We start from the raw sequence: 13,632 nt of genomic DNA, 5'->3' as shown, positions 1-13,632 counted from the left end.
CTCTGAAACGCCACGCCCTCGTCGGGACGGCAGCACTCTGCGGCAGCACGCCCTCGACGGGAGGGCGGCGCGGTGAAACGCCACGCCCTCATCAGAACGACGGCGCGGTGAACTCCGCCGCCACGTCCACCCCCGCGGGCGCGTCGGCGGGCACCGGCTCGCCCAGCTCGTCCAGCGCCTCGGCGGCGTCCGGGGCCCACAGCGGCGAGAACGACGGGGCGGTGCGCAGCGCCTGCTCCAGATGGCGCCGCGCGGCCCCGGACATCCCGAGGCCCCCCTCGACGATCCCGCGGTGGAACTCGTACAGCGCGTTGCGCACCCCGCCGCCCTTCGTCGGGTCCGTCGCCGCCGTCACGAACTCCAGCGCCTCCTCGTCGTACCCGTCGCGGTGCAGCGCCCAGCCCAGCGCGTCGGCCACCTCGGTCGCGGGCCGCAGTCGCCACTCGGCGCGCAGCCGCCCCACCGCCGACTCCGCGTCGCCGTGGTCCGCCTCCAGCCGGCCCAGGACCAGCTCGTCGTCGACCCCGGCCGCCGCGTCCTGCCCGGCCCGCTCCCGCACCCGCTCGTACGCGTCCTCGGCCTGCTCCTCCCGCCCCAGCGACTCGTACAGCTCGCCGAGTTCCAGCAGGTGTTCGGGGCGGGGGCGGGGGCCGAGCGCCCGGCCGTAGGCCCGCACGGCCTCCTCGGTCCGGCCCAGGGAGGCCAGCGTGCGCGCCCGCCCGGCCTCGGCGTCGCGCAGCGCGGGGTCCAGGCGCAGCGCCGCCCCGAAACAGCGCAGCGCGTCGTCCAGGGCGCCGCGCTCCCAGGCGTACTGCCCGGCCTGCTCCAGGTACGCGGCCCGCTCGGCGGGCGCGGTCGCGGACGCCACGGCGTCGGCGACCTGTGCCTCGGCGTCCTCGCGCCAGCCGCGGTCCCGGTAGACGGCCGCGGCCCGGGCCCGCGCGGCGGGGGAGTGGTCCAGTTTCAGCAGTCTGTCCAGGGTGCGCCCCACGGCCTTGTGGTCACCGAGCCCCGTACAGGCCTCGATCAGCAGCGCGTACGCCGTCCCCCGCCGCGGAGCCGCCTTCACCGCGGCCTCGGCCCAGGTGCGCGCGGCGGGGAAGTCCCGCCGTGCGACGGCCAGCGCCGCCAGGGCGGTCGACGCGTCCGCGTTCCGCTCGGGGCCCAGCCGCAGCGAGGTACGCAGCGCCCGGTCGGCGGCGGGGAAGTCCGCCGGGTCCGCAGTCCGCCGCCCCCGCTCGACGTACGCCGAACCCAGCTCCGCCCACGCCCGCGCGTCCCGCGGGGCCGCCCGCACCCGCCGCTGCCGGTCGGCGATCAGCTCGCTCAGGCCGGACAGCGCGGCGGGCACCCCGGCCGTCAGCGCGCGCAGAGCGACCTCCTTCCCCGGTGCCCCGGGCACCCCAGGCGCGGTGGGCCGCGCCGGCCGCCGCTGGCCCGGCAGCGCCAGCCAGACCGCGCCGAGCGCACCGCCCAGCACCACCAGCGCGACCAGCACCCGCACCAGCCGCCGCGGCCGCCGCGACCGGCGCCGCCGCCCGCACGCCGGCTCGGGCGGCGAGGACGCGACCGGGGAGCGCAGAGGGTTGTCCATGGCGCACACTGTGCGCCGCCGCGCCCACACGGACCGGCCGCGACCCGGCGCCGGCACCGAGGGCCACCCGGCGGGCGGACCGATCCCCACCCGGCAGGCGCAGGGATGCCGCCCACGGGCTTCACACCGGTGGCCGCTGGTGCGACGCTGTGATCATGAGCCGTATCCAAGCCGCACCCGACGCAGCCGAGGCCAACCTCACCGACCGGCTCCTCGCGGGCCTGCCGGCCGAAGCGGTCCTCACCGATCCCGACGTCACGGCCTCCTACGCCAACGACATGGCGAGCTTCTGCCCGTCCGCCGCCCCGGCCGTCGTAGTCCTGCCGCGCACCGTGGAACAGGTCCAGCACGTCATGCGGATCGCCACCGAGCTGCGCGTCCCGGTCGTCCCCCAGGGCGCCCGCACCGGCCTGTCCGGCGCGGCCAACGCCTCCGAGGGCTGCATCGTCCTCTCCCTGACGAAGATGGACCGGATCCTGGAGATCAACCCCGTCGACCGCATCGCGATCGTCGAGCCGGGCGTCGTCAACGCCGCGCTCTCCCGCGCGGTGAACGAGCACGGCCTGTACTACCCGCCGGACCCCTCCAGCTGGGAGATGTGCACCATCGGCGGCAACATCGGCACCGCCTCCGGCGGCCTGTGCTGCGTGAAGTACGGCGTCACCGCCGAGTACGTCCTCGGCCTCGACGTCGTCCTCGCCGACGGCCGCCTCATGTCCACCGGGCGGCGCACCGCCAAGGGCGTCGCCGGATACGACCTCACCCGTCTCTTCGTCGGCTCCGAGGGCTCCCTCGGCATCGTCGTACGCGCCGTCCTCGCCCTCAAGCCGCAGCCACCGCAGCAGCTCGTGCTCGCCGCCGAGTTCGCCTCCGCGACCGCCGCCTGCGACGCGGTCTGCCGCATCATGGAGGGCGGTCACGTGCCCTCGCTCCTGGAACTCATGGACCGTACGACGGTGAAGGCCGTCAACGACCTCGCCCACATGGGCCTGCCGGAGACCACCGAGGCCCTGCTGCTCGCCGCGTTCGACACGCCGGACCCGCGTGCCGACCTCGCCGCAGTCGGCGCGCTGTGCGAGGCCGCCGGCGCCACCCAGGTCGTCCCGGCCGACGACCCCGCCGAGTCCGAGCTGCTGCTCCAGGCCAGGCGGCTGGCGCTGACCGCGCTGGAGGCGGTCACCGGCACGACGATGATCGACGACGTGTGCGTCCCCCGCTCCCGACTCGCCGAGATGCTCGACGGCATCGAACAGATCGCCGGGAAGTACCAGCTCACCATCGGCGTCTGCGCGCACGCGGGCGACGGCAACACCCACCCGACCGTCTGCTTCGACGCCCGGGACGCCGACGAGTCCCGGCGTGCCCGCGAGTCCTTCGACGAGATCATGGCCCTGGGCCTGCGGCTCGGCGGCACGATCACCGGCGAGCACGGGGTGGGCGTCCTCAAGAAGGAGTGGCTGGCCCGCGAGATCGGTCCGGTCGGCGTCGAGATGCAGCGGGCCGTCAAACAGGTCTTCGACCCACTGGGCATCCTCAACCCCGGCAAGCTGTTCTGAACCCGTGCCCTCACCGGGCGAGCAGCCCGGCCAGCCCGGCGTCGATGCCGAGCCGCTCGCCCTCGGTGCCCGGCACCACCACCCGCAAGGTGCGCTCCAGCCACGACGACAGCTGCGCGGACGGCGCCTCCAGCAGGGCCGTGCCGGACGGCGAGCCGAGCGCCATCAGCACGACGCTTCGCCCCTCCGCCTCCGACGGCCACACCCGCACGTCGCCGTGACCGCACGGGCGGAACACCCCCTCCACGAGCAGGTCCCGCGCGAACGCCCAGTGCACCGGCTCCCCGGAGCCGACGTGGAAGTCGATGTGCGCGGCGTACGGGTCGTCGGTGAGGTAGGCCAGCCGCGCCGGTACGGGGATCCCCCGCTCGGGCGACAGGATCAGCCTCAGCTCCAGCTCGCGCTCCACCACGGTGTGCCGCATGGCTCTTCGTCCTCTCCACTCGTGACGCGTGACGCGTACGGGTACCGGAGCGGCCCCGCACCGGTGAAGAGGCGGGCGGACGCCGGGCATTACGCGGGTCCGCGGAGTTTTCCCCGCCCGGCCGCTGCACCGCCCGCGACCCGCGCGCGGGGAGGCGGCGGATGTGAAGCATCTGCACGAGGTTGCCCGGAAAGGAGTGGGTCCGGCGGGACGGGCGGTGCGGGGTGCGCCGGTCTGATAGATGTGGAGGCCCCCAAGACGGCCCCCGAGCAGATACGGGACGACGGACATGAGCGCCCCAACCCCGGCACCAGGCGACGACAGGCCCCGCGAGGGGTACTACCCGGACCCGTCCATCCCCGGATACGTCCGGTACTGGAACGGTGCCTCCTGGGTGCCGGGCACCAGCCGGCCGGCACCGGCCGACGGCGAGCCGCTCAGCCCGCCGCCCGGCGTGCGGCCCGCCCGGCCCGCGGCCCCGGAGGTCGAGGAGACGGGCCCGCACTTCTTCGACGAGGACCCGCAGGACGGGCCCGCCCCGGCCGGCGGGCCGCACCGACCGCAGGCATGGCCCGCCGAGGCCGGCCGGCCCTCCGGTCCCGGCGGCGGCCAGGACCGCCCGGGCTCCTGGGGCGCCCCGGCGGGGCCCGACCCGCGGCTCGCCCGCCCGGACTCCCCGCCGCATCCGCACGCGGACGCCCCCGCCGGCCCTGCGGCCGGCACGGGGCAGGCCGCCCGCAACGAGGGGGAGGGCCGGGGCCGGGCAGCGGGCCAGGGCGGTGCCGAGTCCGGCAGTACGTTCGTGTTCCGGCGGCCGACGGCGGCCGACGGCGGCGCGGGGACGGCAGGCGCCCCGGCCGCGCCCGGCATCCCGGGGCCGGGCGGCCCCGTGGACGACGGCACCATGACCTTCCGGCCCGTACCGCGCTCCGGCGGGGCGGTACCGGCCCAGGGCTCACCCCAGGGCGCGGCCGGCGGGCCAGGCTTCGGCGCCGGGAAGGCAGCCGAGGCCCGCGCGTCAGCGCCCCAGCCGCGAACGCCGGGTCAGGGCCCGGGGCAGGCCCAGGGGCAGGGACAAGCGCAAGGCCAGGGCCAGGGCCAGGGCCAGGACCAGGCACAGGCCCAGGGACAGGGGCCGGGCCAGGCCCAGGGCCCGGCGCACGCGCAGGGGCACGCCCAGGCCCAGCCGTACCCCCAGCCGCAGGCACCCGGCCCCGTGCAGGGCCAGTTCCCGGGGCAGGCGCGGAACCAGGGGCCCGCCCAGGGCGGCGGTACCCCGGGGCAGCCGGTGGCCGGGCCCCCGACGCATCCCGCGGCCGCGGCCCCCTCGCCTGCTCCCGGTCCTGCTTCCGGCCCCGCCCCGCTGCCGCAGCAGTCCGCCGCGCCCCGGCCCGTCGCCGGGATGCCCGGATCCCTGCCCGCGCCCGTGACCAGCGGCCCCGGCGGCGGCCAGTCCTCCTGGGCCCAGCAGGTGCACCAGCTCGCGGGAGCCGGTGCGGGCGCGGGCCCGGTCCCGGCGCCCGACGAGCAGCCCGTCGTGCCCTGGAAGCCGCCGGTCGAGGACCTCTTCCAGGCCGCGGCCCGGAGACAGGCGGAGGCCCGCCCCGCCGGCCTGGGCAAGCGGCTGGCGGCCCGCCTCGTCGACACCGTGGTCCTCGCGGGCGTCACGGCCGTGGCCGCCGTACCGCTGGGCACCAAGGCGGCCGACCACGTCGACGAGAAGATCGACGCGGCCAAGCTCTCCGGCCGTACGGTCACGGTCTGGCTGCTGGACGGCACGACGGCGGCGTACCTCGGCGTCGTCCTCGCCGTCCTGCTGCTCGTCGGCGTCCTGTACGAAGTGCTGCCCACCGCCAAGTGGGGCCGCACCCTGGGCAAGAAGCTGTGCGGTCTGCAGGTGCGGGACATCGAGGGGCACGAGCCCCCGTCGTTCGCTCCGGCCCTGCGCCGCTGGCTGGTCTACAGCGTGCCGGGACTCCTGGGCGTCGGCGTCGTCGGCGTCCTGTGGTGCGTGTTCGACCGGCCCTGGCACCAGTGCTGGCACGACAAGGCGGCGCACACCTTCGTGGCGGGGTGACCGCCGCCGGCCGTCATCCCGGCGGGCGCCCGCCGTCATCCGTACGGCTGCTCGCCGGATGCGGCCCCGCCGGGTTCGGGATCGACTCGGCGCATGAGCAGCGAACCGCCCCCCGGCTCCGAACCGCCCGCCGGCTCCGGACCCCCGCCCGGCGGCCGGCCACCGCCACCGGACGGCGGCGCGCAGGGCGGCGGAGCCCACCCGCACCCCGGCAACCCGTACGGCGGCGGCAACCCGTACAGCGGCGGCGGCGATCCGTACGGCGGGGGAGGCCCCCACGAGGGCGGCGGCCCGTACGGCGGTGGTCCGTCCGGGGGCGGCCCCTACGGCGGCGGCCCGTACGGAGGCGGCGGTCCCTACGGCGGGGGCCCGTACGGCGGCGGCCCGACCCCCGACGAACCGCTCGCCGGGATGCCCCCGCTCGCGGAGAGCGGCAGGCGCACCCTCGCCCGGATCATCGATCTGATCCTCGTGGGCATCGTCGTCTGGGTGATCACCTGGGCGCTGCGCGTCAACGAGTCCACGATGAACGCCGATCAGGTCCAGGTCGGCACGTCCATCGCGCAGTCGGTCGTCGGCGTCGTCCTCTACATCGCCTACGACACCTTCATGATCGCCAGGACGGGGCAGACGCTGGGCAAGAAGTGGCTGGGTATGCGCGTGGCGGAGCTGAGCGACGGATCGACGCCGTCCACGGCCACCGCGCTGGCACGCGCCGCGGTGCTCTGGATCCCGTTCTGGTTCTGCTGCGCCTGCTTCTGGCTCGCGGTCTGCGGCGGCTGGAGCTACTTCGACCGGCCCTACAAGCAGGGCCTGCACGACAAGGCGGCCAAGACGGTGGTGGTCAGTACGGGCCGTTGAGCCGCGCGAGCCGGGTGAGCCGCGTCAGCCGGGTCGGTCAGGTGAGCCGACGCCGTGTCAGGAGGCCGCGGCCGGGCCCTGCCCCGGCTCCACACCGGCGGAGACGGTCTCCCGGCGGCGCGCCGCGACCCGGGCGTGCCCGGCGGCCCGCGCCGGCCCACCGGTCCGCGCCGCCGCGGAAGTCCTGACCGCCGCCCCGGAGGCCACGACCGGCGCCCCGGAATCCCCGGCCGCCGCCCCGGTCGTCGTACCGGAAGCCGCGCGCGCCTTCGGCAGCGGTACCGTCATGGCGACCAGGAGCCCCAGCGCGAGTGCCGCGAGGGCGATGACCGCGATCCCGAGGCCCGAACTCGTCTGCGACAGCAGCAGCATGGCGAGCGTCGAGCAGATCACGGTGCAGGAACCGTAGGCGAGCTGTGCGGCGGTCGGACGAGGCATGGCAATCGTGTCCTCGGAAGATTTCGGGGGTGCGACAGCGGGCCGGCCTGGCTTTCCGCCGGCTTCCGGGCGTTCCGCCAATCGACTGTAATCCCCTGGATGCCCGTGAGGAACGGCCGGTAAGCGTGACCTAACCCACGGTGCCGGTGCACGGGGGGCGCACGGAGTCACGGCCACGGCGTGCCCGCGTCATGGACACGGCGTGCCCACTGCCGGGTCCGTCCGCAAAGCGAACGTCGGCTCCGCATAGTGCACTTGAACTGTCCAAGTCAAGGTCTGTCTTTTCTCGTAAACCTCTAGTCAAATGTCGTCACTTGACTAACACGCGTTGATCGCGCGCGGACTTTCTCGTGCCTCAGAGACCCCCCTTCCGCGCGTACGGGCGCGTCAGGGGAGGACAGCAAGTGACCAGTAGACCCTGGACGTTCAGAGCGGCCGCGATCGGTGTCGCGCTCGCGGCGGCCACCGCCACGTTCTCGACGTTCGCCGTCGCCGAGGCCGCCACCACGGCCGGCTCCACCACCGCCGGCTCGGCCGCCGTGGACCGGCACGACCCGCAGTCGCCCGGGCAGCACGAGCACAACCTCGACGGCCCGCTGAGCAAGACCCAGGACGCCCAGCGCCAGGAGGCCCTGAGCCGGGTCATCTCCGGCAAGGCCAAGGTCCAGGACCGCAACGGCTCCAAGGTCGTCGGCCTCAAGGGCAAGAAGGGCGACACCAAGTACGTCGAGCTGGGCCGCGAGAAGACCGACAAGATCTTCACCATCCTGGTCGAGTTCGGCGACAAGACGGACCCGAAGTTCGGCGGCACCCCCGGGCCGCTGCACAACCAGATAGCCGCGCCGGACCGCAAGAAGGACAACTCGACGGCCTGGCAGAAGGACTACGACCAGAAGCACTTCCAGGACCTGTACTTCGGCACCGGCAAGAACACCGAGTCGGTCAAGAAGTACTACGAGAAGCAGTCCTCGGGCCGCTACTCGGTCGACGGCGAGGTCGCGGACTGGGTCAAGGTCCCCTACAACGAGGCCCGTTACGGCTCCAACTACTGCGGCTCCACCAACTGCTCCAGCGTGTGGAACGTCGTCAGCGACGGCGTCAACGCCTGGGTCGCCCAGCAGAAGGCCGCCGGCAAGTCCGACGCCGCGATCAAGGCGGACCTGGCCCAGTACGACCAGTGGGACCGCTACGACTACGACGGCGACGGCAACTTCAACGAGCCCGACGGCTACATCGACCACTTCCAGATCGTGCACGCCGGCGAGGACGAGTCCGCGGGCGGCGGCGTCCAGGGCACCGACGCGATCTGGGCGCACCGCTGGTACGCCTTCGGCACCGACGCCGGCTCCACCGGCCCCTCGGACAACAAGCTCGGCGGCACGCAGATCGGCGACACCGGCGTCTGGGTCGGCGACTACACCATCCAGCCGGAGAACGGCGGACTCGGCGTCTTCGCCCACGAGTACGGCCACGACCTCGGCCTGCCCGACGAGTACGACACCGCGGGCGGCGAGAACTCCACCGGGTTCTGGACGCTGATGTCCTCCGGTTCCTGGCTCGGCCGCGGCGAGGACGCCATCGGCGACCTGCCCGGCGACATGAACGCCTGGGACAAGATGCGCCTGGGCTGGCTGAACTTCGACACCGCCAAGGCCGGTGTGAAGTCCTGGCACAAGCTGGGTCTGTCCGAGTACAACACCAAGTACCGGCAGGCCGTCGTGGTCACCCTGCCCGACAAGGCGGTCACCACCACCGTGGTCGCCCCGGCCCAGGGCGCCACCCAGTGGTGGAGCGGCAGCGGCGACGACCTGAAGAACACCCTGACCCGGTCCGTCGACCTCACCGGCAAGAAGTCGGCCACGCTCTCGCTCGACGGCTGGTACGACATCGAGGCCAACTACGACTTCCTCTACACCGAGGTCTCCACCGACGGCGGCGCCAACTGGACCGCCCTGGACGGCACCGCGGACGGCCAGGCCATCCCGCGTGACGGCAGCGACAAGCCGGCCCTGACCGGTTCCGTGGACGCCTACAAGAAGCTGTCGTACCCGCTGGACGCCTACGCGGGCCAGAAGATCCAGCTCCGCTTCCGCTACCAGACGGACGGCGGCGCGGCGCTCAAGGGCTTCGCGGCCGACGAGATCACGGTGACCGCCGACGGCTCGGCGCTCTTCTCGGACAACGCCGAGAGCGCGGACCCGGCCTGGACGGCGAACGGCTTCTCCCGCATCGGCGCGTCCTTCACCAAGGACTACGAGCAGTACTACATCGCGGAGAACCGCCAGTACGCCTCGTACGACACCACGCTGAAGACCGGCCCGTACAACTTCGGTTCGGCCAAGCGCCCCGACTGGGTGGAGCACTACCCGTACCAGAACGGCCTGCTGATCTGGAAGTACGACACCTCCCAGGCGGACAACAACACCAGCGTCCACCCGGGCACCGGTCTGATCCTCCCGATCGACTCGCACCCGACCGCGCTGAAGTGGTCCGACGGCACCCTGATGCGCAACCGCGTCCAGGCCTACGACTCGCCGTTCAGCCGCTACCGCACCGACGGCATCACCCTGCACAAGGCGGACGTCACCACCCGGATCAAGTCGTCGAAGGGCGTGCCGGTCTTCAACGACCACACCAGCACGTACTACGACCCGGCGAACCCGGCCGGCGGTGTCAAGATCACTGACACCAACACCCGGATCGAGATCACCAAGGAGGCCCACGACGGCTCCACGATCGAGCTCGAAGTCGGCCGTGCGGTGAAGTAGAGGTAAAAAACGCAGGTCAAACGCGTATCGGCGGCAACCCCCTGGCGGGTTGCCGCCGATCGTGTTTAGGTGCCTGCTGTGACGCTCTTATTGACACCGACCGGAACGGGGAAGTGACCGCATGGCCGCAGGAGGTTTCAGCAAGCTGCCGAACGGCACCGTCGTGGTGGCCCTCAACCTGCCCAGCCCCGCCCCCGACGGCCCCGGCGGCGTCCGCGTGCTCGTCCACGCGCACAACCGCGCCCGCGCCCTGACCCGGCTGCGGAACCTGGGCCTGCGCGCCGTCTACCTGCGGGGCAACACCGCCCCGCCCAGCCCCGACGAGATCACGGCGGTCCTGCACCACCCCGACGGCCTCATCTGGCGCACGTCCCCCGACAACGCTGTCGGCGCCGTCCCCGTCGGCCCCCCGGAGCTGTGGCACCCGATCAGGGCCCTGCTGCGCCGCCGCGCCCCGGCCCAGGCGTGACCCGGCCGAGCGGCACGAGCGGTCTCAGGCGACGACGGGCTTGCCGGTCAGCTCGACGCCCGCCTGCCGCAGCTCCTCCAGCGCCCGCTCGGTGGTCTGCGCGGCCACCCCGGCGGTGAGGTCGAGCAGGACGTGGGTGCGGAAACCCTCCCGCGCCGCGTCCAGCGCGGTGGCCCGCACACAGTGGTCGGTGGCGATCCCGACCACGTCGACCTCGTCGATCTCCCTGGCCCGCAGCCAGTCGGCCAGGGCCACGCCGTTCTCGTCGCAGCCCTCGAAACCGCTGTACGCGGCGGAGTAGGCGCCCTTGTCGAAGACGGCGTCGATCGCGCCGGAGGCGACGGCGGGCGCGAAGTTCGGGTGGAAGCCCACACCCTCCGTGCCCGCGACGCAGTGCGCGGGCCAGGAGTGGACGTAGTCGGGTTCGTCGGCGAAGTGGCCGCCGGGCGCGATGTGGTGGTCGCGGGTGGCCACCACGTGCCGGTAACCGGCCGGGGCCTGCCCGATCAGCTCGGTGATCGCGGCGGCCACGTCGGCGCCGCCGGCCACCGCGAGGCTGCCCCCCTCGCAGAAGTCGTTCTGCACATCGACGACGATCAAGGCGCGGCGCATGGCGGGTGTCCTTCGGCTCTGGGGTCAGCGGGGGTCGTGCGGTCGGGGCGGATGCCGGCTCGGACAGGGATCAGGGACAGGAACTAGCGAGCTAGTTACCCGAGCGCTCGGTGACGTACTCCGTCGCGAGCACGGGTTCCCCGCGCGAGAGCTGTGTGGCCGACAGCGGCAGTCCGGCGCGGACCGCGACGTGCCGGTCCCGTACGACGTCCAGCGGCTCGCGGCCGACGACCTCGCCCCCCTTGACCAGCTCGACCTGCAACTGCCGGTCGGCCAGCTCGGTGGGCACGGCGCCGGTGCCCACCACCTCGGTCTCCGCGATCCCGTGGGCGTCCAGGCGGCGCGCCGCCCACTTGCGGCCGCCGATGGAGGTCTTGCCGCCGCTGGACTTCTTCGCCACCGGCGTCAGCGGGGCCCGCGGGTCGGCGGACTCGGCGCGGGCGACCAGCTTGTAGACCATGGAGCAGGTCGGGTGCCCGGACCCGGTGACCAGCTGGGTGCCGACGCCGTACGCGTCCACGGGCGCCGCGGCGAGCGAGGCGATGGCGTACTCGTCGAGGTCCGAGGTCACGACGATCTTCGTGTCCCGGGCGCCCAGCTCGTCCAGCTGCTGCCGCACCCGGTGCGCGACCAGCAGCAGGTCGCCGGAGTCGATGCGCACCGCGCCCAGCTCGGGCCCGGCGACCTCCACGGCCGTGCGGACGGCCTCGGCGACGTCGTAGGTGTCCACCAGCAGCGTCGTGTCCCGGCCCAGCGAGTCCACCTGCGCCTGGAAGGCGTCGCGCTCGTGGTCGTGCAGCAGGGTGAAGGCGTGGGCCGAGGTGCCGACGGTGGGGATGTTGTAGCGGAAGCCGGCGGCCAGGTCGGAGGTGGTGGCGAAGCCGCCCACGTAGGCGGCCCGGGAGGCGGCCACCGCGGCCAGCTCGTGGGTGCGGCGGGCGCCCATCTCGATCAGCGGGCGCTCGCCGGCTGCCGAGGACATCCGGGAGGCGGCGGCGGCGATCGCGGAGTCGTGGTTGAGGATCGACAGGATCACGGTCTCCAGCAGCACGCACTCGCCGAACGATCCCTCCACCCGCATGATCGGCGAGCCGGGGAAGTAGACCTCGCCCTCGGGGTAGCCCCAGATGTCGCCACTGAAGCGGTAGTCGGCCAGCCACCGCAGGGTCGGCTCGTCCACGACCCGCCGCTCGCGCAGGAAGCCGAGGACGTCCGCGTCGAAGCGGAAGTTCTCCACCGCGTCCAGCACCCGGCCGGTTCCGGCCACGACGCCGTAGCGGCGCCCCTCGGGCAGCCGCCTGGTGAAGACCTCGAAGACACTGCGCCGCTCGGCCGTACCGGCCCGCAAAGCGGCCTGCAGCATCGTCAGCTCGTAGTGGTCGGTGAAGAGCGCCGTCGAGGGAACGTCCACCGGCAGCCCAAGGTCCGCTGTGTTCATGACCGACGATCGTACTCCCATTTCGTCAGTCTGACGATTTAGGGGTGCGCCCTGCTCGTGCGGCCTGCTCATTTGTGCTCCCACCCCCCTGTAGTGGCAGCATGGGCCATGTGACGGCAGCCGCACCCATCGAGATCGAGAAGACAGAGCCGGCGGAAGAGGTCTTCGCCGTACCCGAGCCCGACGTCCCCTGGGTGACGATCGTCCACAACGACCCCGTCAATCTGATGAGCTACGTCACCTATGTCTTCCAGACGTACTTCGGGTACTCGAAGGACAAGGCCACCAAGCTCATGCTCGACGTCCACCACAAAGGCCGGGCGGTCGTCTCCAGCGGCAGCCGCGAGGAGATGGAACGGGACGTTCAGGCCATGCACGGCTACGGTCTGTGGGCCACTCTCCAGCAGGACCGCAAGTAGCCAAGTGGCAGGCGGCGCGCAGCGCCGACGAAGCCCGGACCGGAAGCAGCGAATCCTCTCCATGCCTGGACACTTCGAACCGCTCCCCGGCGGCGGCGCGGCCGTCGCCCTCGACGACGTCGAGATCTCCATCATCCGCTCGCTGGCCGTGCAGCTCCTGGAACTGATCGGCCCCGGCCCGGCGGAGGACGAGAAACCCGCCGACCCGCTCGCCGAGCTGTTCGCCGAGGGCCCGAGCGAGCCGCCCGCCGACCCGGTGCTCAAAAGGCTCTTCCCGGACGCCTACGGCGACCCCGAGCAGCTGCCGGGCAGCCCCGAGGAGGCCGCCGAGCAGCTGGCGCACGCCTCCGAGTTCCGCCGCTACACCGAGAACGACCTGCGCGCGGGCAAGCGGGAGAACGCCCTCGCGGTGATCCACTCGCTCAACGAGCTGTCCGCGGCCGGTGAGGGCGGGGCCGTGCTGAAGCTGTCGCAGGCGGAGTCCCGGCGCTGGCTCGGCGCCCTGAACGACCTGCGCCTGGCCATCGGCTCCCGGCTGGAGATCGGTGACGAGGACGACGCGGACGACCTCTACCGGCTGCCCGACGAGGACCCGCGCAAGCCGATGGTGATGGCGTACCTGTGGCTGGGCGGCCTCCAGGAGACCCTCGTCACCACTCTGATGCCCTGATCGCACCGGTCCGTACGGATTCGGCGTTCGCTCAGAGGACGCTCAAATCCGCATAACGATCGCGTCAATACGGTTCAGCATTATCAGCCGATTGAGTGCGTTTCGTCCGATTATCCCTGCCCTTCTCTGTGCCATGTGCCACAGCTCACCCTGCGATCAGTGTTGCGGCCGTGATAAATCTTCACGACCGCCCGGCGAACACCACCCACGTTCGCCCGGGTGCGCCACCGAGCCGGCAACCGCCGGCCAGGCATGAGCGAGTCCGGTGACACCCGAGCCCGCTCACTCCATTTCAGTCCGGGGGGA

11 protein-coding genes and 1 pseudogene are annotated in these 13,632 nt (G+C 73.2%); 7 read left to right on the top strand and 5 right to left on the bottom strand.

Annotated features, from left to right (window positions below; genetic code table 11):
• Window positions 1–91: 91 nt before the first annotated feature.
• Window positions 92–1,594 (bottom strand): tetratricopeptide repeat protein, encoded by a 1,503-nt coding sequence (locus ACFC02_RS09590; protein ID WP_376354558.1) that lies wholly within the window; start codon window positions 1,592–1,594, stop codon window positions 92–94.
• Window positions 1,595–1,743: 149 nt separating this feature from the next.
• Here ACFC02_RS09590 and ACFC02_RS09585 point away from each other — a divergent pair, with 149 nt between their 5' ends.
• Window positions 1,744–3,150, top strand: coding sequence for an FAD-binding oxidoreductase (locus ACFC02_RS09585; RefSeq protein WP_376354555.1), 1,407 nt, complete (start codon window positions 1,744–1,746; stop codon window positions 3,148–3,150).
• A gap of 10 nt (window positions 3,151–3,160) precedes the next feature.
• Here the strand turns inward: ACFC02_RS09585 and ACFC02_RS09580 are convergent, their stop codons facing one another.
• Window positions 3,161–3,574, bottom strand: coding sequence for an SsgA family sporulation/cell division regulator (locus ACFC02_RS09580; protein ID WP_376354553.1), 414 nt, complete (start codon window positions 3,572–3,574; stop codon window positions 3,161–3,163).
• 289 nt (window positions 3,575–3,863) lie between these two features.
• On the opposite strand from ACFC02_RS09580, the gene ACFC02_RS09575 reads away from it, so the two are divergent.
• Together ACFC02_RS09575 and ACFC02_RS09570 are read left to right on the top strand one after the other, a co-directional pair.
• Window positions 3,864–5,651 (top strand): RDD family protein, encoded by a 1,788-nt coding sequence (locus ACFC02_RS09575; RefSeq protein ID WP_376354551.1) that lies wholly within the window; start codon window positions 3,864–3,866, stop codon window positions 5,649–5,651.
• Window positions 5,652–5,744: 93 nt separating this feature from the next.
• The gene (locus ACFC02_RS09570) at window positions 5,745–6,512 is read left to right on the top strand and encodes an RDD family protein (RefSeq protein ID WP_376354548.1); all 768 of its coding nucleotides are present in this window, start codon (window positions 5,745–5,747) and stop codon (window positions 6,510–6,512) included.
• Window positions 6,513–6,769: 257 nt separating this feature from the next.
• Here ACFC02_RS09570 and ACFC02_RS09565 read toward each other — a convergent pair.
• Window positions 6,770–6,950, bottom strand: a pseudogene (locus ACFC02_RS09565) (hypothetical protein); the annotation flags it as partial.
• Window positions 6,951–7,354: 404 nt separating this feature from the next.
• Here ACFC02_RS09565 and ACFC02_RS09560 point away from each other — a divergent pair.
• Both ACFC02_RS09560 and ACFC02_RS09555 read left to right on the top strand, forming a co-directional pair.
• Window positions 7,355–9,718, top strand: coding sequence for an immune inhibitor A domain-containing protein (locus tag ACFC02_RS09560; protein WP_376354544.1), 2,364 nt, complete (start codon window positions 7,355–7,357; stop codon window positions 9,716–9,718).
• A 121-nt stretch (window positions 9,719–9,839) separates the two neighbouring features.
• Window positions 9,840–10,187, top strand: a complete 348-nt coding sequence (locus tag ACFC02_RS09555; RefSeq protein WP_376354541.1) for a hypothetical protein — start codon at window positions 9,840–9,842, stop codon at window positions 10,185–10,187.
• Between the two features lie 24 nt (window positions 10,188–10,211).
• Here the strand turns inward: ACFC02_RS09555 and ACFC02_RS09550 are convergent, their stop codons facing one another.
• Both ACFC02_RS09550 and ACFC02_RS09545 read right to left on the bottom strand, forming a co-directional pair.
• Window positions 10,212–10,799 carry an isochorismatase family protein gene (locus ACFC02_RS09550; protein WP_360972423.1) on the bottom strand — a complete coding sequence of 196 codons (588 nt, stop codon included), beginning with the start codon at window positions 10,797–10,799 and terminating at the stop codon, window positions 10,212–10,214.
• A gap of 91 nt (window positions 10,800–10,890) precedes the next feature.
• Complete coding sequence (locus tag ACFC02_RS09545) at window positions 10,891–12,237, bottom strand: nicotinate phosphoribosyltransferase (protein ID WP_376354537.1); 1,347 nt, start codon at window positions 12,235–12,237, stop codon at window positions 10,891–10,893.
• A gap of 101 nt (window positions 12,238–12,338) precedes the next feature.
• Between ACFC02_RS09545 and clpS the strand changes: the two genes are divergently transcribed.
• Both clpS and ACFC02_RS09535 read left to right on the top strand, forming a co-directional pair.
• Window positions 12,339–12,656 carry an ATP-dependent Clp protease adapter ClpS gene (clpS, locus tag ACFC02_RS09540; protein WP_360972419.1) on the top strand — a complete coding sequence of 106 codons (318 nt, stop codon included), beginning with the start codon at window positions 12,339–12,341 and terminating at the stop codon, window positions 12,654–12,656.
• A gap of 61 nt (window positions 12,657–12,717) precedes the next feature.
• A complete protein-coding gene (locus tag ACFC02_RS09535; protein ID WP_376354534.1) occupies window positions 12,718–13,326 on the top strand; it encodes a DUF2017 domain-containing protein in 609 nt (202 codons plus the stop codon).
• Window positions 13,327–13,632: the final 306 nt, after the last annotated feature.

It is taken from the genome of Streptomyces sp. NPDC056160 (assembly GCF_042268205.1).
GTDB lineage: Bacteria > Actinomycetota > Actinomycetes > Streptomycetales > Streptomycetaceae > Streptomyces.
The sequence above is the reverse complement of the archived record's forward strand: the minus strand, read 5'-3'. Positions and strand labels throughout refer to the sequence as shown.

Bases quoted from the DNA above. Each gene is read 5' to 3' on its own strand.
- ACFC02_RS09545 (WP_376354537.1), bottom strand. From the start codon at position 12,237: ATGAACACAGCGGACCTTGGGCTGCCGGTGGACGTTCCCTCGACGGCG.
- ACFC02_RS09535 (WP_376354534.1), top strand. From the start codon at position 12,718: ATGCCTGGACACTTCGAACCGCTCCCCGGCGGCGGCGCGGCCGTCGCC.
- ACFC02_RS09570 (WP_376354548.1), top strand. From the start codon at position 5,745: ATGAGCAGCGAACCGCCCCCCGGCTCCGAACCGCCCGCCGGCTCCGGA.
- ACFC02_RS09575 (WP_376354551.1), top strand. From the start codon at position 3,864: ATGAGCGCCCCAACCCCGGCACCAGGCGACGACAGGCCCCGCGAGGGG.
- ACFC02_RS09580 (WP_376354553.1), bottom strand. From the start codon at position 3,574: ATGCGGCACACCGTGGTGGAGCGCGAGCTGGAGCTGAGGCTGATCCTG.
- ACFC02_RS09550 (WP_360972423.1), bottom strand. From the start codon at position 10,799: ATGCGCCGCGCCTTGATCGTCGTCGATGTGCAGAACGACTTCTGCGAG.
- ACFC02_RS09590 (WP_376354558.1), bottom strand. From the start codon at position 1,594: ATGGACAACCCTCTGCGCTCCCCGGTCGCGTCCTCGCCGCCCGAGCCG.
- ACFC02_RS09555 (WP_376354541.1), top strand. From the start codon at position 9,840: ATGGCCGCAGGAGGTTTCAGCAAGCTGCCGAACGGCACCGTCGTGGTG.
- clpS (WP_360972419.1), top strand. From the start codon at position 12,339: ATGGGCCATGTGACGGCAGCCGCACCCATCGAGATCGAGAAGACAGAG.